The following is an 18909-nucleotide window of genomic DNA, read 5'->3' as shown; positions in this document are numbered from 1 at the left end:
TGCGCGTTCCGGCAGGAACAAATGTGCGGGCCCGCGTGCCCAGCCGTACCGCGACTGGATCCGTGAGGGCCGCTCGAGGAGGCGGCTGTGCTGCATCGCACCAAGCCCGGACGCTCACTGAAGTGGGGACTGATCGGTGCCGCCACCGTCCTCACCGTTCCCCTGCTGGCTGCATGCGGGTCGTCCGAAGAGGGCATCGTCCTCAGCTTCTACACGGCTGCCGACGGGGCCGAACAGTACGCGGAGGCTGCGGCCAACTGCACGGCCGCGGCCGGCGGCCGGTACACCGTGGAGCAACGCACGCTGCCGAAGGGCGCGGACGATCAGCGGCTCCAGCTGGCCCGCCGGCTCACCGGAAACGACACGTCGCTCGACATCATGACGCTCGACGTGGTGTGGACCGCCGAGTTCGCCGAGGCCGGCTGGGCGGTGCCGCTCCCACCCGGCATCGCGGCGGAGGTCAGCGAGGGCACGCTCGAAGGCCCCCTCGAATCCGCGAAGTGGCAGGACCAGCTGTACGCCGCGCCCCTGAACACCAACACCCAGTTGCTCTGGTACCGCAAGGACCTCATGCCGGACGGGCAGCCGCCGCAGACGTGGGATCAGATGATCGACATCGCGGAGGGCCTCGCCGCGGAGGGCAGGCCCAGTTGGATCGGGGTGCAGGGCAAGCAGTACGAGGGCCTGATGGTGTGGTTCAACACCCTGCTCGCGAGCGCGGGCGGGTCCGTCGTCGCCGACGACGGGACCACCGTGACGGTCGCGGACGGCGACGCCGCCCTGCAGGCGCTCGAGGTCATGAAGCGGGTGGCCACCGCGAAGGGTGCCGACCCGTCGGTTTCTCAGGGCGACGAGGCGTCGTCCCGGCTCGGGATGGAGAGCGGAAAGGCTGCGTTCGAGGTCAATTGGCCGTTCGTGCTGCCGGGCATGATCGAGAACGCCGAGAAAGGGGACCTGCCGTTCATCGACGAGAAGGGCAACCCGACGTCCGTGGACACGGGCAACACGGTGCTCACCGTCGACGGTCAGCAGAACTTCCTCCCCGCGCCGTACCCGTCGGTGATCCCCGGGCGGCCGGCCGAGGTGACGATCGGCGGATTCAACATCGCGGTCGCGAAGACCAGCCAGCACCCGGACCTGGCGTTCGAGGCGGTGTCGTGCCTGCGGAACGAGGAGAACCAGCGCAACAACGCCGTCAACGGTGGTGTGCCGCCGACGTTGGCGAGCCTGTACGACGATCCGGCGTTCCAGGAGGCGTACCCCGCGTGGCGCGAGGTGCGGGAGAGCCTCGAGACCGCTTCTGTCCGCCCGGTGTCACCGGCGTACCAGAGCATTTCGACCCTGATCACCGCCACGCTGAATCCGGTCGGTGACATCGATCCGCCGCATACCGTCGACGAACTCGCCGAACAGGTACGCAAGGCGGTCAACTCGGAAGGGCTGATCCCGTGACGACCGAAACCGTGCAGGCGGGCCGGGCCGAAGAGCCGAAAGTCGCCTCGAAGAACCAGATTTCGGAGGGGAAGAAGGCTGAACGCCGACTGGGACTGTGGTTGGTGGCGCCCGCCGCGATCCTCATGATCGCGGTGACGGCCTACCCCGTCGTCTACGCGGTATGGCTGAGCTTGCAGCGCTACGACCTCCGCTTCCCCGACGACCGCAAATTCGTGGGCCTCGCGAACTACGTGTCGGTGCTGTCGGACGGGTACTGGTGGCAGGCCTTCACGGTGACGGTGAGCATCACGGTCGTGTCGGTGGTGATCGAATTCGTCCTCGGCCTGATCCTGGCACTCGTGATGCACCGGACGCTCGTCGGGAAGGGCATCGTACGGACGGTGGTGCTGATCCCGTACGGCATCGTCACCGTGGCCGCCGCGTACAGCTGGTACTACGCGTGGACGCCGGGGACCGGGTATCTCGCCAATCTGCTGCCCGACGGCAGTGCCCCGCTGACGCAGCAGATTCCGTCGCTGGCGATCATCGTGCTCGCCGAGGTGTGGAAGACGACGCCGTTCATGGCGCTGCTGCTGCTCGCCGGACTGGCCCTCGTCCCCGATGATCTCCTCAAGGCCGCGCAGGTCGACGGCGCCGGGGCGTGGACGCGGCTGGTGCGGATCATCCTGCCGCTGATGAAACCCGCGATCCTCGTGGCGCTGCTGTTCCGCACGCTCGACGCGTTCCGGATCTTCGACAACATCTACGTCCTCACCAAGGGCGCCAACGACACCGGATCGCTGTCGATCCTCGGCTACGACAACCTGTTCAAGGCGTTCAACCTCGGAATCGGCTCGGCGATCAGCGTCCTCATCTTCCTCTGCGTCGCACTGCTCGCGTTCGTGTTCATCAAGCTGTTCGGCGCCTCGGCTCCCGGGTCCGACACGGAAGGAAACCGATAGCCATGGCCGTTGTCGACACACCTCGCCGCAAGATCAGCTGGTCCGTGGTCAACCTGCTCGTCCTGCTCTACGCACTGGTCCCGGTGCTGTGGATCGCCAGCCTGTCGTTCAAACCCGCGGGAACGATCAAGGACGGCAAGTTCATTCCGCAGAAGTGGACCCTCGACAACTACCGCGGAATCTTCCAGACCAACGCGTTCACCAGCGCGCTCATCAACTCCATCGGCATCGGCCTCATCTCCACCGTGATCGCCGTCGTCATCGGCACCATGGCCGCCTACGCCATTGCCCGGCTGGACTTCCCGGGCAAGAAGTTGCTGGTCGGCGTGGCCCTGCTGATCGCGATGTTCCCCCAGATCTCCCTCGTGAGCCCGTTGTTCGACATCGAGCGCAGGCTCGGGCTGTTCGACACCTGGGCGGGTCTGATCCTCCCGTACATCACATTCGCGCTCCCGCTGGCCATCTATACGTTGTCCGCCTTCTTCAAGGAGATCCCCTGGGAGCTCGAGAAGGCGGCCAAGATGGACGGCGCCACACCGGCGCAGGCGTTCCGGAAGGTCGTGGCACCGCTGGCGGCGCCGGGCATCGTCACCGCCGCGATCCTGGTCTTCATCTTCTGCTGGAACGACCTGTTGTTCGCGATCTCGCTGACCTCGACGGAACGGTCCATCACCGCCCCTGCCGCGATCGCGAACTTCACCGGCGCCTCCCAGTTCGAGGAGCCGACGGGCTCGATCGCCGCGGCCGCAATGGTGATCACGATCCCGATCATCATCTTCGTGCTGTTCTTCCAACGACGCATCGTGGCCGGTCTGACCTCCGGCGCAGTGAAGGGATAATTCTGTGGCCGAAATCGTGCTCGACAAGGTGACGAAGCTGTACCCGGACGGTGCCAAGGCGGTGAGCGACGTCGACATCACGATCGCCGACGGCGAGTTCATCATTCTGGTCGGACCGTCCGGGTGCGGAAAGTCGACCACTCTCAACATGATCGCCGGTCTGGAGGACATCTCGTCCGGTGAACTGCGCATCGCGGGGGAGCGGGTCAACGAGAAGGCGCCGAAGGACCGTGACATCGCGATGGTGTTCCAGTCGTACGCGCTGTACCCGCACATGACGGTGCGGCAGAACATCGCGTTCCCGCTCACGCTGGCGAAGATGTCGAAGTCGGACATCGCGGCGAAGGTGGACGACGCCGCCAAGGTCCTCGACCTCACCCAGCACCTCGATCGCAAACCGGCCAATCTGTCGGGCGGGCAGCGGCAGCGGGTCGCGATGGGCCGGGCGATCGTCCGCAACCCCAAGGCGTTCCTGATGGACGAGCCGCTGTCGAACCTCGACGCCAAGCTCCGCGTCCAGATGCGCACCGAGATCGCCCGGCTGCAACAGCGACTCGGTACCACCACGGTGTACGTCACGCACGATCAGACCGAGGCGATGACCCTCGGCGATCGGGTGGTGGTGCTGCGGGGCGGTGTGGTCCAGCAGATCGGGGCGCCGCAGGATCTGTACGATCACCCGAACAACCTGTTCGTCGCGGGGTTCATCGGCTCGCCGTCGATGAACTTCTTCCCGGGACAGCTCACCGCCGACGGCGTGACGACGCCGCTCGGCGAGTTCACGCTGCCCCCGGAGACCCGCGACAAGATCGGGTCGTCGAACACGGCGAAGGACGTCGTCGTCGGGATCCGTCCCGAGCACTTCGAGGACGTGGCGCTCGTCGACGAGGGGCAGAGGGCGGCCGGTGCCACGTTCACGGCCAACGTCGAGGTGCTCGAGTCGATGGGTTCGGACAAGTACGCCTATTTCACTGCCGAGGGGCCGCAGGTGACGTCCCGGGAACTCGAGGAGCTCGCCGCCGACTCGGGTACCGCGGTCGCGGGCGGCGGGCAGCTGGTCGCCCGGTTGTCGACCGAATCGTCCGCGGCGCACGGCAGGCCGGTGGAACTGTGGTTCGACCGGGCGAAGATCGCCCTGTTCGATCAGGACTCGGGAGCGAACCTCACCCGCTGACCGTGGTGTGGCGCTCACCCGAACCTCGGGTGTTCGCCCCGCCGAGACCGCCGACCGTGCCCCACTCGGCCGCGAGGGCGGTCGCGTGGACCTCGTCCTCCTCCTCGTCGGACGGGGTGCGGGTGGTGCGCGTGATCCCGAAGAACGGCAGCAGGCCGGCGAGCGCGGCTGCGGTCGCGCCGACGACGAACGCGATCACGTACGCCGATTCGGTCGGGACATCCGTTCCGTCGATGGTGATGCCGGCGAGCAGGGTCGCGAGCAGCGCACTGGCGAACGAACTGCCCACGGACCGGGCGATTGAGTTGATGCTGTTCGCGACGCCGGTCTCGTCCTGCCGGACCTCGGCCACGAGCAGCGACGGCAGCGCCGCGTACGCGAGGCTGATGTAGGTGTTGACCAGCAGGATGGCCGCAACCACCTCCCACGTGCGGTCGTGGGCGAAGACGAACACGACGAAACCGCTGACGCCGACGACACTCGCGGCGATCAGAACGGCACGGGAACCGAAGCGGTGGATCAGCTTTCCGCTCAGGATCGAGGCGAGGACGCCGCTGATCGCGCCCGGCAGCAGGTACACGGTGCTGGCCTCGAGGACGGTGGCCCCGAAGCCGTATCCGGCGACCGCGCGCGGGGTCTGGACGAAGTACGAGCTGCCCAGGAACATCACGAACATCGACATGCCGACCACGAGCGCGGACACGTGGGTGACGAGGACGGGCGGGTTGGTCAGCAGCCGGGGCGCGACGAGTGGGTCGGTGATCCTGCGTTCGTAGAGGAACCAGCCGATCAGGACCAGGATTCCCGCGATTCCGCTGACGATGGTGACGGGAGACGTCCAGCCCCAGGTGCCGCCCTCGGCGAGCGGCAGCAGGACGAGGACCAGGCCGGCGGCGAGACCGGCCGCACCGATCCAGTCGATGGAACCGGTGCCGACGCGCGGGCGGCGGGGGATCGCGATCCAGGCGAGGACGAGTCCGGCGGCGGTGATGGCCGAGGACAGCCAGAAGATGCGGTGGAAGTCGGCGCCGTCGGACACCAGCACACCGGTGAGGACGATGCCGAAGCATCCGCCGAATCCGAGGGTGCCGGAGAAGATCCCCATCGCCCCGGTCAGCTTCTCGGCGGGGAGTTCGTCACGCAGGACCGCGATGCCGATGGGGAACAGTGCGAACGACACGCCCTGGAGCACGCGGGCGAAGATCAACACCCCCACGGACGTCGACACCGCACCGATCAGGGACCCGAGCAGCACGACCACGAGCACCCCGAGCAGGACGGGCCTTTTGCCGCGGAGATCGGCGAGGCGGCCGAGGACGGGTGTCGCGGTGGCGGCCGCGAGGAGGTTCGCGGTGAGGAGCCAGCCGACGGCGGTGGGGCCGACGTCGAGTTGCGCACCGATGGTCCCGACGATCGGCACCACCAACGTCTGCAGAACGGCGACAATCATCACGACGAAACACATGACGGGCAGGAGAGCCCTGGCTGCGGTTGTCGATCCGGCGGCCATGGGGTCCTCCTGTAGGGGTCGGTGAACGGGCGTAATCAAACACGGTACTGGGGCTAACTAATGAAGGGGTTCACGGTGGGGTCTGAACGCATGTCGAATCGAGCGCTGGGCCGGGCGACACTGGCCAGGCAATGGCTCCTGAGCCGTTCGGACACATCCGCCCTCGACATGATCGAGCACCTCTGCGGACTGCAGGCCCAGGCGCCCGCCCCGCCGTATTTCGCACTGTGGGCGCGGTTGACACGATTCCGCGCCGAGTCGTTGTCGGACCTCGTCGAGAATCGCGCGGTGGTGCGGATCGCCGCGATGCGCGGGACGGTCTTCGCCTTGTCGGCCTCGGACGCGCTCTCGTTCCGTCCGCTCACACAACCGCTGCTCGACCGCGACCTCCACACCAACACGCAGTACCGGTCGAGTCTCGCCGGGATCGACTTCGGCGCCCTCGCCGCCGCGGGCCGCGAACTGGTGCGCGACGAACCGCGCACGCAATCGCAGATGCGGCCCCTGCTCGAGGAGCGGTTCCCCGGCCGCGACGGGGCCGCGCTCGCCCACGGGGTGCGGGGACTGGTCCCGATGGTCCAGGTTCCCCCGCGCGGGCTCTGGGGCAGATCGGGGCAACCGGCGCTGTCGACGCTGGAATCGTGGGTGGGTCGTCCACTGTCCGCGTCGCCGTCCCTCGACACGATGCTGTTGCGCTACCTCGCCGCGTTCGGCCCGGCGAGCGCGCGGGACGCCCAGGCCTGGTCGGGGCTGACCCGGCTCGGGGAGGTCCTGGACCGGCTGCGGCCGGAACTCCGGGTGTTTGCCGGGGAATCGGGATCGGAACTCTTCGACCTTCCCGACGCGCCTCGGCCGGACCCGGGCACCCCCGCCCCCGTCCGGATCCTCGCGCCGTTCGACAACGTGCTGCTTTCGCACGCGGACCGCAGTCGCCTCCTCGACGACGACGTGCGGAAGCAGGTCTTCACCCAGAACGGCATCATCAAACCTGCCGTCCTGGTGAACGGCCGGGTCGCGGCGTTCACCACGACGGTGGTCGAGAAGTCCCGTGCGGTACTCGAAGTGGAGCCGTTGGCGAACATCGCGAAGACGCACCGCACCGCGATCGAGGCGGAGGGCAGGCGACTGCTGAAGTTCGCGCACCCCGACGCGGCCGAGCGTGTCGTGCGGTTCACGGGCTAGCCGGTTTGTGCCTGCGCGGTGCGAGGTGACTGAGCTCGGCGATGATCTCGTCGTTCCAGACATGCTGGCGCACAAGGCGGTAACGCTCGCGCGCCACCCACAGGTAGGCCTCGGCGTCGGTGTGGTCGGGCAGCATCTCCGCGGCCCGCAGCATCCGGACCACCGGCAGGAACTCCTCACCGAACCAGCGCCGGGCCACGGTCTCACGGCTGAGGAATTCGCCCACCTCCTGCATGAGCCTGAAGCCCCAGGCCTCGACGCTCTGGCTGATCTCGGCGTACTCCCAGGGGTCGGTGACGACCACCGCCGCCCGCTGCGGCCCGCTCAACGGCACCCGCGTGAGGAACAGGCGGCGGTGGTCCTTGATGACCAGGTCGCCGCGCTGCGCGATCCCGTCGGGGGAGATCTTGGTCTGGATCTCGGTGACGTAGGCGTCGATCGTGCTCCAGTGCATCGCGTACGCGATGGAGACGCGGTGGTGGCCGTCGCTGACGAAGTGCATGGACCCGATCCGGTACACCTGGATCGGCGGCACCGACTCGCCCCGGCGCTGCGCGGCCGCGAGCCGTTGCCAGCGCTCGCGCACGCGGGTGGACGTCGGCCGGAAGAACCGGTCGAAGTCGCGGGTGCGGTCGACGCTGCCGACGATGGAGTTGACCGGGATCACCTGCAGTCCGAGCGATCGTTCCCCCACCCGGCCGACGGCCGCGACCACCTCGTCGAACGGCAGGATCTCGTTGACGTCGTCCGGTTCGCGGCGCAGCCAGCTGACCAGCCGCGACAACTCGGCGCGACGACGCTGGCGGGTGAAATCGTTCTCCGCGTCGGCGGCGGGGAACCCGGTGTCACGTGCCATGCCGGCGCCTCACGATGGTGGGGTCGGCGCCCGGGGCCAACTCCATCAGGGTGAATCCCACGGTGTTGATCACTGTCGTCGCGCCGAGCGTGCGGTCCTCGGCCGCCCGGCCGTACGGGTGGACGTGCCCGTGAATCATGACTCGGGCCTGCAACCTGCCCGCCAGGTTCTCGAAGCATTCGAACCCCCGGTGCGGCGGATCCTCCTGGTCGCCCACCCCGCGCGGCGGACTGTGCGTAAGCAGCACGTCGACGCCGGACACACCCGAGCGGCGCGCGTGCCACGCACTCGTCAGCGCCAGGTTGCGCGCCCGCCGCCGCTGCTGCCGCTCGGTCCACTGATTGGGGCCGTCGTTGTAGCGGATCGATCCACCCAGACCCGCGATGCGCAGTCCCGCGATCCGCACGATCCGGCCGTCCGCGTTGACCGCGCCGCAGGGGCCCGGCCACGCCGAGGGCAGACCCGCCCGCATCCATCCGACACGTCCCGCTGAGTAGCCGGACAAGTCGGCGTCGTGGTTGCCCGGCACGAAGACACACGGCGCGTCGAGCGCGTCGATCAGGTATTCCAGGTAGTCGAACGGGAGATCGCCCGCACCGAGGATCAGGTCGACGTCCATGGCACGCACCTGCGAACTCCACAGCGACTCGATCGTCTCGTCGGACACTGCGAGTACCGAGACCATGCTCCGACGCTACCGGCTCGCGAGGCCGGAGGACGGGTGAGCGGCTTCGGTGGTTTGATGACTGGGTGACTGACAGCGTTGTGGCCTCCGTTCGCGCGCACCTGCTGGGGCAGATCGGGGGACCGGAGCCGACTGCGGCATCGGTGACGTTCCTGGGCGTCGAGCCGCTGGACGTGCTGCGCTTCGCGCCCGACGACGAGGATCTGGTTCGCTACGTGACCCTGGGGTGCTCCCGGCACCCGATGGGCGACCCCGGCGAACTGGTGGCCGACCCGCTCCGTGGCCCCCGCGCCGAACTGATCCTCACCCTGCGCGGCGGCGCCGGGGTGGCGTCGGGAGTTGCGCGCACACTCGCGGTTCTGGCGGCGGCTCCATCGGTGGAAGGGGTGGTTCTCGTCGAGGACGCGCTGCTCGACCTGGGGGAGCCGCTGTGGAAGGACGCACCGTTCACCGCCGTGCTGCTCGGTGAATCGACCGTCCCCGACCTCCCGCTGCCCGAACCGGCGGAGGCCGTGCGGTTCCTCGCGGTCGTGCCGCTCACCGGCACCGAGGCGGCGTGGGTCCGACTGCGCGGCGCCGGCGCACTGCGCGACGCCTGGACGGAGGCGGGCATCGACGTCCGCGATCCGCACCGCGGTGCCGCGTCCCTCTAGAGCCAGTGATTCCGGCGGAACATGACGAACAAGCCCACCGCCACCGATGCGATCACGAACACCACGCCGTGATAGCCGTACTGCCAATGTAATTCGGGCATGTTGTCGAAGTTCATGCCGTAGATGCCCGCGATCATCGTCGGCACGGCCGCGATGGCCACCCATGCCGAGATCTTGCGCATGTCGGTGTTCTGCTGCACGGCGATCTTGGCGAGGGCGGCATCGACGAGTGAGCTGAGGACCTCGTCGTATTCGGCGATCCGCTCGGCGACGGTCGTGTGGTGGTCGAGGACGTCGCGGAAGTAGCGGCGGATCTCCTTCGGCACCGGATTGCCCGGTGTTCGCGTCAGCCGCAGGAGCGGATTGGACAGCGGGTTCACCGACTTGCGGAGTTCGACGATCTCCCGCTTGAGGAGGTAGATGTGTTCGACCGCGACGCTGCTGCGCGGACTGAACACCGCCTCCTCCATGCCGTCGACGTCCTCCTCGATGGCCTGGGTGACCTCCAGGTAGGTGTCCACCACGTGGTCCGCGACGGCGTGCAGCACCGCGTACGGGCCCAGGGCGAGCCGCTCCTGGTTCGCCTCCAGCGCATGGCGGACGTTCGCGAGCGGGGAATGGTCACCGTGCCGCACGGTGATGACGAAGTCGGCGCCCACGAACACCATGATTTCGCCGGTCTCGACGATCTCGCTGGCCGTGGCCACCGACTCGTGAGGCACGTAATTGACCGTCCGCAGCACCAGGAACAGGACGTCGTCGTAGCGTTCCAGCTTCGGTCGCTGGTGGGCGTGGACGGCGTCCTCGACCATCAACTCGTGCAGCCCGAACGTTTCGGCCACGCTCTCCATCTGCCCCTCGTCGGGGGCGAGCAACCCGACCCACACGAACCCTTCACCCCGCTTGCGGACCTCGGCCATCGCGGCCTGGTGCGTGTACTTGCCGGGGAGCCTGGTGCCGTCGACGTACACACCGCAGTCCACGATGGCGCGCGCGGTCGGGATGCGGATCCTGGGGCCCGCATCCTTGTCACCGCTGCGCTGATCCTTGTCGCTGCCGCGCTTGGGGAGTGAGGGCACAGACGGCACGGGCCTCTCCCTTCACCGTCGAGTCGGAAACGCTGCTGGTGAATCGTACGTCAGCACCCGCTCCGGGCCGGCGGCGTCGCACGACACGCCAGGCGTCCGGGCCGCACGCTCGGACCGCGTGCCACGACACCTGACAGACTGGTCTGGTGCTCATCGATCTCCACACCCATTCGACGGCCTCCGACGGAACCGACAGCCCGGCGGACCTGGTGCGTGCCGCGGGGGCGGCAGGACTCGACATCGTGGCGATCACCGATCACGACACGACCGCGGGGTGGGCCGAAGCGGTCGCGGCGTTGCCTGCGGGGCTCGCATTGGTTCGGGGCATGGAGATGTCCTGCGAAGGACGCGGTGAGGACGGACGCCCGGTCGCGGTGCACCTCCTCGCCTACCTGTTCGATCCCGCGCACGCGGCGTTCGCGCGCGAACGGGAACGGTTGCGGAACGAGCGGATCGTGCGAATCCGCGCCATGGCGGAGCTGATGATGGAGGACGGTCTGCCCATCGACGCCGACGAGGTGCTCGCGGAAGCAGGTCCCGCGGCGGGGCGCCCGCACCTGGCGAGGGCCCTGATGCGCGCCGGAGTGGTCGGCAGCGTCGGTGAGGCGTTCGTGGACCTGCTGGCCCCACGCGGCCGGTACTTCGTCGACAAGTCGGACACCCCCCTCGACGACGCCGTGCAGCTGGTGGCGGCGGCCGGGGGAGTGAGCGTCCTCGCCCACGGACGGGCCCGCACGAGGGGACGGCTGCTGTCGCTCGATCACGTCCGCGACCTGGCGGGAGCCGGTTTGCACGGGCTCGAGGTGCATCACCCCGACCATTCGTCGGTCGACGCACGGGTACTGCAGGAACTGGCCGACGAGCTCGGTTTAGCCATCACCGGCTCCTCCGACTATCACGGGACGAACAAGGCCATCCGGCTCGGCGAGTTCACGACGGACGCCGACGAATTCGACACCCTCGTATCGAAAGCATCCGGGGTGCAGGTGGTCTCGGCATGAACACGCACGAGTCCGAGCGGTACGACCCCTACGGTCCCACCGTCCCGAGGAGGGTGACGGCCACCGAACCGCGACGCAGTCCTCTCGTGGTCCGCGCGCTGCGCGCCCTCAGCGGGGCCGTCGCCGCCGGCGTGGTGATCCTCTGCCTCGTCGTCATCGGCTCCGCCTACGTGGGCGGCGGCCGGGGCTTCCCCGGCCCCGGGGCGATCTCCATCACCGCACATGTGGTCGCATCCGTGTTCGTGATCGTGGCGCAGCGGGTTGCGGACCGCCGCGACGGCCTCGTCGCCGTCGTCGCATCCGTGGCCGTCCTCGCGGCGGCGGCGCTTCTGCTGGCTACTCAGTGGTGGGGTTGACGGACGCTCGGCCCGATATGTGAAACCGGCTCTCACAGTGACCCGTCGGTAACTTATTCTCACAGGTAGAGGCCAGAAAACGTGAGACATCTGACTGTCGTGGCAATTTGATTGTGCATCGATATTCGTGCCAGACTTAGCACCACTCCGACGTCGGCGCCACCGCCCTTCGGCGGGGGTTTTATGGCAGTGTTGCCAGGGCTCACCCGCCCGTGCCATGACGCTTCGGAAGTTCTGCGGCCATCGTGATCGCGCACCCCGGAAGCTTCACCCTCAGTTGTCGTTCGTGGAGTAACTGTGAAGATCAGCGCCGATCCTCACGGTTACTTCTCAGTAACCCGGCCCCGAGTGAGCCTGGACTTAGCAGGAGTGTCATCGTGTCCATCGTGTCCGAATCCACCACACCGCAGAAGGTCGAGCTGACCGACGAGGAGATCTTCGCCGGCCACATCGGGGGGAAGCTCTCGGTCGAGACCACGACCGCCCTCGATACCCAGCGCGCCCTGTCCATCGCCTACACGCCCGGCGTCGCGCAGGTCTCCCGCGCCATTGCCGCCGACGAAACGCTCGCAGACCGGTACACCTGGACCAGCCGCCTCGTGGTCGTCGTCTCCGACGGTTCCGCGGTGCTCGGCCTCGGGGACATCGGCCCCCGCGCCTCGCTTCCCGTGATGGAGGGCAAGTCCGCCCTGTTCAAGAGCTTCGCGGGCCTGAACTCGATCCCGCTGGTCCTCGACACCAAGGACCCCGACGAGATCGTCGAGACCCTGATCCGGCTGCGCCCGAGTTTCGGTGCGGTCAACCTCGAGGACATCTCCGCGCCGCGCTGCTTCGAGATCGAGAAGCGGGTCATCGAGGCCCTGGACTGCCCGGTCATGCACGACGACCAGCACGGCACCGCCATCGTCGTCCTGGCCGCCCTCAAGGGTGCGGTCAAGGTCCAGAACCGGGAGCTGTCCGAGCTGCGGGTGGTCATCTCCGGTGCCGGCGCCGCCGGCGTCGCCTGCGCGAACATCCTGCTCGCCGCGGGTATCGCCGACGTGACGGTCCTCGACTCCAAGGGCATCGTCTCCAAGGATCGCCACGATCTGAACGAGGTCAAGGTGGATCTGGCCGCGCGCACCAACCCGGCCGGACGCCGCGGCGGCATCGTCGAAGCGCTCGACGGGGCGGATGTGTTCCTCGGGGTGTCCGCAGGGACCGTGCCGGAGGAGCTGATCGCGACGATGGCGGAGAACTCCATCGTGTTCGCGTTGTCGAACCCGGACCCGGAAATCCACCCCGACGTCGCCCGCAGGCATGCGGCGATCGTGGCGACCGGGCGCAGTGATTTCCCGAACCAGATCAACAATGTGCTTGCCTTCCCCGGGGTGTTCCGTGGTGCGCTGGACGCCGGTGCCCGCCGGATCACCGAAGGTATGAAGCTCGCCGCCGCCGAGGCAATCCTCTCGGTCGTCGGTGACGAGCTGGCTGTAGACAAGATCGTTCCCAGCCCGCTCGATCCTCGCGTCGCCCCCGCTGTCGCGGAGGCAGTCGCCGCCGCTGCTCACGCAGAAGGCGTCACCGACTAGCGAGAATCCGTCGAACACCCCGATCCGGAACCCGCACCCACGGTTCCGGTGTCGGGGTGTTTGCCGTTGGGTGAATTGTTCGCTACGACGCGGGCTCGGCGATCCGTTCGGATCTCGGGTTGCGGCGCAGGCGGCCGGTCCCCGGAACGGACGCCCACACCGCCAGCGCGAGCAGTCCGTCCACGACGAGAGCGAGGATCGTCACGAGCAGCGCACCGACGAGCACCCGGTCATACTGGCGCAGGGCCAGCCCGTCGAAAATGTAGCGGCCCAGGCCGCCGAGGTTGACGTACGCGGCGACCGTTGCGGTCGCGATGATCTGCAGGGTCGCGTTGCGCAGCCCGCCGAGCATGAGCGGCAGCGCATTCGGGGCCTCGACACGTGTGAGGACCTGCCATTCGGTCATTCCCATCGCGCGGGCCGCGTCCACGACCGTCCGGTCGACGTTCGCGACACCCGCGTACGTGCCCGCGAGCACCGGCGGGATTCCGAGGATCACCAGGGCCAGGATCGGCGGGATGAGGCCCAGCCCGAGCAGCAGCACCAGGAACGTCAGCAGACCCAGTGTCGGCAGCGAGCGGAGCGCGTTGACGAGACCGACCACGACCACGTCACCCTTGCGCAGATGTCCGATGATCAGACCGATCGGCACCGCGACCACCGCAGACAATGCGACCGCCAGGAAGCTGTACCAGAGGTGTTCGAGGATGCGGGCGCCGATACCGGTGCTACCCGACCAGTTACCCGGATCGACGATGTACTCCCACGCGCCGCCGAAGATGTTCACGAAGCCTCCTCTGCGGCCGGGGCCGCCGACTGTCCCGCGACCAGCGGCGTGCGCCGGACCTTCTGCTGCCGGGTCCACGGTGTCAGTGCCCAGCCGACCAGGAACAGCAGCAGATCGAACGCGAGGGCCAGAACGACGATCGCGATGATCCCGGCGAGGATCTGGTCCGGGTAGTCACGCTGGTAGCCCTGGGTGAACAGGGTGCCGAGACCGCCGATCCCGATCAGCGAACCCACCGACACCAGCGAGATGTTGGTCACGGCCACCACTCTCACGTTCGCGACGAGAACGGGTAGCGCGAGGGGCAATTCGACGGTCAGAGCCCGGCGGAGCCGGGTGAAACCCATCGCGGTGGCGGAGTCGACGACGTCGGCGGGAACGGAGTCGAGGGCCTCGGGCACAGCGCGGATCAGCAGGGCGGTGGAGTAGATCGTCAGCGCGATCACCACATTGAGCGGGTCCAGGATCTGCAGTCCGACGACGGACGGGATCGTCACGAACAGTGCCAGCGACGGGATCGTGAACGCGATGCCCGCGACGATCAGCGTGATCTTCCGCAGCCAGGACGCACCCCGGATCGCGGTCCCCACCGGGACCGCGATGAGCAACCCGATCAGGAGCGGAACCAGCGCGAGGTAGAGATGGGTCTTCGTCAGGTCGACGACGACCGAGAAGTTGTCGATGAGCCACCGCATGGGATCACGGCCCGTCCGGGGTTGCCGGTTGGGCAGTGAAGTAGTGCTCACCCCTCGCACGATCCTCGGCCGCCCGCTGCTCGGCCAGCTTCGCGATCACCTCGGAGCCGAGGATGCCGCCGGTGACCGCGCCGTCGGCGTCGACGGCCACCCCGATGCCCGACGGAGAGGAGATGGCCGCGTCCAGGGCCTGCCGCAGGTCGGCGCCGGGGGCGAAGAGGGATCCGCCCGCCGCAGTGCATTCGGAGACGGGGCGTCCGGCCCGCGCCCCCTCGACACCGGTGACGTCGATCCATCCCCGCGGTACGCCCGCGTCCGTGACGACCAGGACCCATTCGCCCTGTTCGAGCCGGAGCCCGGGCAACTCCCTCTCGGTCGCCGTCCGGATGGTGTGCAGCGGAACCTGATCTGCCGTCCGGAACGACAGTCCGCGGTACCCGCGGTCGCGTCCCACGAACGAGGCGACGAAATCGGTGGCCGGCGCGGACAGCACCGTGTCGGGTGCGTCGTACTGCTGCAACCGGCCGCCCGGTCCGAAGACCGCCACCCGGTCACCGAGTTTGACGGCCTCGTCGATGTCGTGGGTGACGAACACGATGGTCTTGCGCATTTCGGCCTGCAGGCGCTGCATCTCGGCCTGCAGGTCTTCGCGGACAACGGGATCGACGGCGCTGAACGGCTCGTCCATCAGCAGGATCGGTGGGTCGGCGGCCAGCGCCCGCGCGACTCCGACGCGTTGTTGCTGCCCGCCGGACAGCTGCCCGGGATAGCGGGAGGCCAGCGCCGGGTCGAGTCCGACGCGTTCGAGCACAGCCAACGCGGCCTTGCGGGCGTTGCGTCGTGAGTCGCCGCGCAGCACCGGCACGGTCGCGACGTTGTCGACCACCGTGCGGTGCGGGAGCAGTCCTGCGCTCTGGATGACGTAGCCGATGCCGAGTCGAAGCTTCACCGCGTCGGTCTGGGCGATGTCGCGGCCGTCGACCGTGATCGTTCCCGCGGTCGGGGTGATCATCCGGTTGATCATCCGCATCGACGTGGTCTTGCCGCAGCCGGACGGCCCGACGAAGACCGTGAACGATTCGGCGTCGATCTCCAGGTCGAGGTTGTCGACCGCCGTCGTGCCGTCCGGGTACTGCTTCGTGACTCCCGAGAATGTGATCACGGCAGGCTCCTCTACGAGACCGGCTTGTCGAGCCCCTGGTCCGTCACCCACTGCTTCGCGGCCGCGGCCGGCTCGGTTTTCGCGTCACCCGAGACGGAATCATTGAGCGCGACAAGCTCTTCGGTGGTCAGCTTCGCCGACAGCGCGTCGAGCGCCCGGGTCAGCTTGTCGGAGGACTTGGTGGCGCGCACCACCGGGACGACATTCTGCGCCGCGAAGTTGTTCTGCGGATCCGTGAGCACCACGAAACCGTTCTGCGCGATCGCCGGGGACGTCGTGAAGATGTCGGCGGCCGTGATCTGCCCCGACGCGAGGGCGTCCACCGTGGCCGGACCGCCGCCGTCGGCGATCGGGACGAAATTGTCGGCCGTGATGTCGAGGCCGTACTTGGCCTTCAGGCCGGGCAGACCACCGGGACGTTCCTGGAACTCGGCGGGTGCACCGAACTTCACCTCGTTCGAGTGCGCCGCGAGATCCGCGATGGAGGTGAGGTTCCAGCGCTGCGCCGTCTCCTTCGTGACGACGACGGCATCCTTGTCCTCAGCCGGGGCCGGGGTGGTGATCGTCAGTTCCGAACCGAGAGCGGCAGGCAGCGCGGCATCCACGTCGGCGGCGCTCGTGGCCGTCGAATCCGGGTCGAGATACTGCAGCAGGTTGCCCGTGTAATCGGGGATGACGTCGATCGACCCGTCCTTCAGCGCGGGAATGTAGGCCTCACGGCTGCCGATGTTGAACTTCGTCGTCACGTCGAACCCGTTGGCGCGGAGCACCTCGGTGTAGATGTTCGCGACCGTCTCCGATTCGGGGAAGTTCGCCGATCCCACGATGATCGTGTTGGGGTCGTCACCCGATCCCGCGCCGCCAGAGGACAGGGGGTCGGATCCGCCGCCGCACGCCGCGAGCGACACGACGGCCACCGTCGCGAGAGCGATACTGCCAACGGAGCGGCGGGTGAAGCCCGACAGAATTCGTGAGGTGCGCATGAGCGTCCTTCCCGTTGTCACCGGCGCCGGACCTGCCGACGGAAACCGGTGGACGCGTTTCTGCGCCATCGGTTGGCCAGTGTAACGATAGGGGCGGACAGGGCACGGTTTTCGACCAGCTCGAGGTAAACGAAAGGCGCGACGTGGCACACACACGGACAGACGAATCGGCCGAGCGCCCGGGGCCATGGTCCCGGGCACTGATCGCCGCGTCCGCGCTGCTACTGCTCGCGGGGGTGGCGTCGGGATGCGCAGGCGGTGACACGACCCTCGACAGTTCCGCGGGGCAGGGGGCGGGCGAGATCGTGGTGGGTGCGGGTGACGGAGCAGAGAGCCGGATCCTGGCCGAAATCTATGCGGGTGCCCTGCGTTCGACCGGGGCGCCGGTCACCACCGACGGGGGCCTCGGTGACCGGACCGCGTACCTCGGACAGCTCGATGCCGGAAACGTCACGCTGGTGCCGGAGTTCACGGGCCGGTTGTTGCGCTACTACGACCCCGAATCGACGCAAACGGAGCAGGACGATGTGTTCGAGGCATTGAGCAAGGCTCTGCCGCAGGGACTTTCGATCTCCGACTTCGCGGCCGCCGAGGACAGGTCGGCGCTGGCGGTGACCCCGCAGACGTCCGGACAGCTGGATCTCACCACCCTCGACGAACTTGTTCCCTCGTGCGGCAGGAGCACGGCCGTGCTCGCCCCGGCGTTCGAGGCCGACGCTTTTCCCGACCTGACCGGTTGCACGTTCGCGCAGACCCGGACGGTGGCCGACGACGACGCCGCCGTCGGCGAACTCGCCGCCCCCGCACCGGCGGACGGAGCCGTGCGGGTGGCCGGGGTGACCACCGCGTCACCCGCCGTCGCGGGCGCGGATCTGGTGCTGCTGGCGGACGACGATCACGTGTTCACCGCACAGAACGTGGTGCCGCTGTTCCGGATCGGGACCCTCGGCGAAGCCCAGCTGAAGGCGTTGAACGTCGTGGCGGGTGAGCTGACGACCGCGGACCTGGCCGACATGATCGGCCAGGTCCGCGGTGGTGCCGATTCAGCCGACGTGGCGCGGGTGTGGCTCGACGCCCATCTGTGAACCCAGGAACGCCCCGAGTTCCGCCACCGCGTCCGCGGCCTCGCGGACCAGGGACGCCTGGAGGTGGGCGACGTGCCACAGCCGGGCGTACTCGGTGAGCGTGACGTCCACGTCCGACTCGTTCAGCTTGTCGACGAACTCCATGATCTGCGGGTAGAGCACCTCGTCCACCCCGACATGGATCAGTGTCGGCGGCAGTCCCGCCAGATTTCCGTGCAGCGGTGCGTAACCCGGATCGTGCACGTCCCCATTGCCCAGGTACTTCTCGGCGGCATCGAACGACCACGCCGTGTTGACCACGAGATCCCGGTCCCGCGACGTGTCACGCCGGCCGGGATCGACCCACGGAGAGATCAGCGCCAACGCGGCCGGAGTCACACCGTGCCGGTCGATCAGGCGGCGCGCGGTGGCGACCGTGAGGCCACCGCCCGCCGAATCGCCGGCGATGGCGAGTTGCTCTGTCTCGTAACCGTGTTCCGTGTTCAGCTCCAGGTACGCCGCGACCGCGTCCTCGAGCCCGGCCGGGAACGGATGCTCCGGAGCCAGCCGGTAGTCGAGGGTGTAGACGACGCTGCCGGATTCCCTGGCGATGTGAGCGGCCAGCGAACGGTGCGTGGCGAGCGAGCCGATCGTGTACGCCCCACCGTGCAGGTAGAGCACAGCGGTCCGGCGTTCGGTGGCTCCCACCGTGATTCGCTCCGCCGGCCGCCCGGCCAGCGAGGTCGGGCGGACGACGGCACCCGCAGGCACCTGCTGCAACGGAGCGCCGAGGTCGAGGATCGCCCTCTGGACGGCGTACGGGAGTCGGGCATTGAGGCTGAGGCGGTAGAACGGCCGGAGGGCCGTCGCGACGACCGGCAGCGGCAGGTGGAAGCTCATCGGTACC

Annotated in this window: 19 protein-coding genes; 10 read left to right on the top strand and 9 right to left on the bottom strand. The window is 68.3% G+C overall.

The features are described from left to right. Nucleotides 1–87 precede the first annotated feature (87 nt). The 4 genes from ACFWAY_RS13070 to ACFWAY_RS13055 are packed head-to-tail and all read left to right on the top strand — an operon-like array spanning nt 88 to nt 4409. Complete coding sequence (locus ACFWAY_RS13070; RefSeq protein WP_378510886.1) at nt 88–1452, top strand: ABC transporter substrate-binding protein; 1365 nt, start codon at nt 88–90, stop codon at nt 1450–1452. Further along, entirely contained in the window at nt 1449–2396 is a 948-nt protein-coding gene (locus ACFWAY_RS13065; protein ID WP_378510885.1) for a carbohydrate ABC transporter permease, read from the top strand. The genes ACFWAY_RS13070 and ACFWAY_RS13065 overlap by 4 nt, the downstream gene beginning before the upstream one ends. A gap of 2 nt (nt 2397–2398) precedes the next feature. Continuing rightward, complete coding sequence (locus ACFWAY_RS13060) at nt 2399–3235, top strand: carbohydrate ABC transporter permease (RefSeq protein ID WP_005239292.1); 837 nt, start codon at nt 2399–2401, stop codon at nt 3233–3235. A gap of 4 nt (nt 3236–3239) precedes the next feature. Then, complete coding sequence (locus tag ACFWAY_RS13055; RefSeq protein WP_378510884.1) at nt 3240–4409, top strand: ABC transporter ATP-binding protein; 1170 nt, start codon at nt 3240–3242, stop codon at nt 4407–4409. On the opposite strand, the gene ACFWAY_RS13050 is transcribed toward ACFWAY_RS13055, so the two are convergent. Further along, nucleotides 4399–5919, bottom strand: coding sequence for an MFS transporter (locus ACFWAY_RS13050; protein ID WP_378510883.1), 1521 nt, complete (start codon nt 5917–5919; stop codon nt 4399–4401). The two genes, ACFWAY_RS13055 and ACFWAY_RS13050, sit on opposite strands and share 11 nt — an antisense overlap. Before the next feature lie 75 nt (nt 5920–5994). Here ACFWAY_RS13050 and ACFWAY_RS13045 point away from each other — a divergent pair, with 75 nt between their 5' ends. After that, nucleotides 5995–7101 carry a winged helix DNA-binding domain-containing protein gene (locus ACFWAY_RS13045; protein ID WP_378451536.1) on the top strand — a complete coding sequence of 369 codons (1107 nt, stop codon included), beginning with the start codon at nt 5995–5997 and terminating at the stop codon, nt 7099–7101. Here ACFWAY_RS13045 and ACFWAY_RS13040 read toward each other — a convergent pair. After that, nucleotides 7091–7957, bottom strand: coding sequence for a hypothetical protein (locus ACFWAY_RS13040; protein WP_005264657.1), 867 nt, complete (start codon nt 7955–7957; stop codon nt 7091–7093). The two genes, ACFWAY_RS13045 and ACFWAY_RS13040, sit on opposite strands and share 11 nt — an antisense overlap. Then, entirely contained in the window at nt 7947–8642 is a 696-nt protein-coding gene (locus ACFWAY_RS13035) for a metallophosphoesterase (protein ID WP_185728757.1), read from the bottom strand. Before ACFWAY_RS13035 ends, ACFWAY_RS13040 begins: the two co-directional genes overlap by 11 nt. A gap of 65 nt (nt 8643–8707) precedes the next feature. Between ACFWAY_RS13035 and ACFWAY_RS13030 the strand changes: the two genes are divergently transcribed. Continuing rightward, nucleotides 8708–9295: a suppressor of fused domain protein gene (locus tag ACFWAY_RS13030; RefSeq protein WP_378510882.1), complete on the top strand. Its 588-nt coding sequence runs from the start codon at nt 8708–8710 to the stop codon at nt 9293–9295. On the opposite strand, the gene corA is transcribed toward ACFWAY_RS13030, so the two are convergent. Continuing rightward, a complete protein-coding gene (corA, locus tag ACFWAY_RS13025; protein WP_378510881.1) occupies nt 9292–10383 on the bottom strand; it encodes a magnesium/cobalt transporter CorA in 1092 nt (363 codons plus the stop codon). The genes ACFWAY_RS13030 and corA overlap by 4 nt on opposite strands. 146 nt (nt 10384–10529) lie before the next feature. Between corA and ACFWAY_RS13020 the strand changes: the two genes are divergently transcribed. The 3 genes from ACFWAY_RS13020 (at nt 10530) to ACFWAY_RS13010 (ending at nt 13311) form a co-directional block, all read left to right on the top strand. Continuing rightward, on the top strand, nt 10530–11384 hold the full coding sequence (locus ACFWAY_RS13020; protein WP_378451533.1) for a PHP domain-containing protein: 855 nt from the start codon (nt 10530–10532) through the stop codon (nt 11382–11384). Further along, nucleotides 11381–11740 carry a hypothetical protein gene (locus ACFWAY_RS13015; RefSeq protein WP_378451532.1) on the top strand — a complete coding sequence of 120 codons (360 nt, stop codon included), beginning with the start codon at nt 11381–11383 and terminating at the stop codon, nt 11738–11740. Before ACFWAY_RS13020 ends, ACFWAY_RS13015 begins: the two co-directional genes overlap by 4 nt. A 377-nt stretch (nt 11741–12117) precedes the next feature. Then, complete coding sequence (locus ACFWAY_RS13010) at nt 12118–13311, top strand: NADP-dependent malic enzyme (RefSeq protein WP_378510880.1); 1194 nt, start codon at nt 12118–12120, stop codon at nt 13309–13311. Between the two features lie 82 nt (nt 13312–13393). Here the strand turns inward: ACFWAY_RS13010 and ACFWAY_RS13005 are convergent, their stop codons facing one another. From ACFWAY_RS13005 to ACFWAY_RS12990, 4 genes are read right to left on the bottom strand one after another with little or no spacing between them, the layout of a single operon-like run. Further along, entirely contained in the window at nt 13394–14098 is a 705-nt protein-coding gene (locus ACFWAY_RS13005; protein WP_378510879.1) for an ABC transporter permease, read from the bottom strand. Further along, nucleotides 14095–14793 (bottom strand): ABC transporter permease, encoded by a 699-nt coding sequence (locus ACFWAY_RS13000; protein WP_378510910.1) that lies wholly within the window; start codon nt 14791–14793, stop codon nt 14095–14097. The genes ACFWAY_RS13005 and ACFWAY_RS13000 overlap by 4 nt, the downstream gene beginning before the upstream one ends. A 4-nt stretch (nt 14794–14797) precedes the next feature. Then, complete coding sequence (locus ACFWAY_RS12995) at nt 14798–15955, bottom strand: ABC transporter ATP-binding protein (protein WP_378510878.1); 1158 nt, start codon at nt 15953–15955, stop codon at nt 14798–14800. 11 nt (nt 15956–15966) lie between these two features. After that, nucleotides 15967–16938, bottom strand: a complete 972-nt coding sequence (locus ACFWAY_RS12990) for an ABC transporter substrate-binding protein (protein WP_378510877.1) — start codon at nt 16936–16938, stop codon at nt 15967–15969. Between the two features lie 143 nt (nt 16939–17081). Between ACFWAY_RS12990 and ACFWAY_RS12985 the strand changes: the two genes are divergently transcribed. Continuing rightward, nucleotides 17082–18023, top strand: coding sequence for an ABC transporter substrate-binding protein (locus tag ACFWAY_RS12985; RefSeq protein ID WP_378510876.1), 942 nt, complete (start codon nt 17082–17084; stop codon nt 18021–18023). On the opposite strand, the gene ACFWAY_RS12980 is transcribed toward ACFWAY_RS12985, so the two are convergent. Further along, entirely contained in the window at nt 17982–18902 is a 921-nt protein-coding gene (locus tag ACFWAY_RS12980) for an alpha/beta hydrolase (RefSeq protein WP_378510875.1), read from the bottom strand. The two genes, ACFWAY_RS12985 and ACFWAY_RS12980, sit on opposite strands and share 42 nt — an antisense overlap. Between the last annotated feature and the right edge of the window lie 7 nt (nt 18903–18909).

Origin of the sequence: Rhodococcus sp. NPDC059968 (genome assembly GCF_042738615.1) — a bacterium.
Lineage (GTDB): Bacteria > Actinomycetota > Actinomycetes > Mycobacteriales > Mycobacteriaceae > Rhodococcus_F.
Note: the sequence above shows the minus strand (reverse complement) of the source record. Positions and strands in the feature narration are given on the sequence as shown.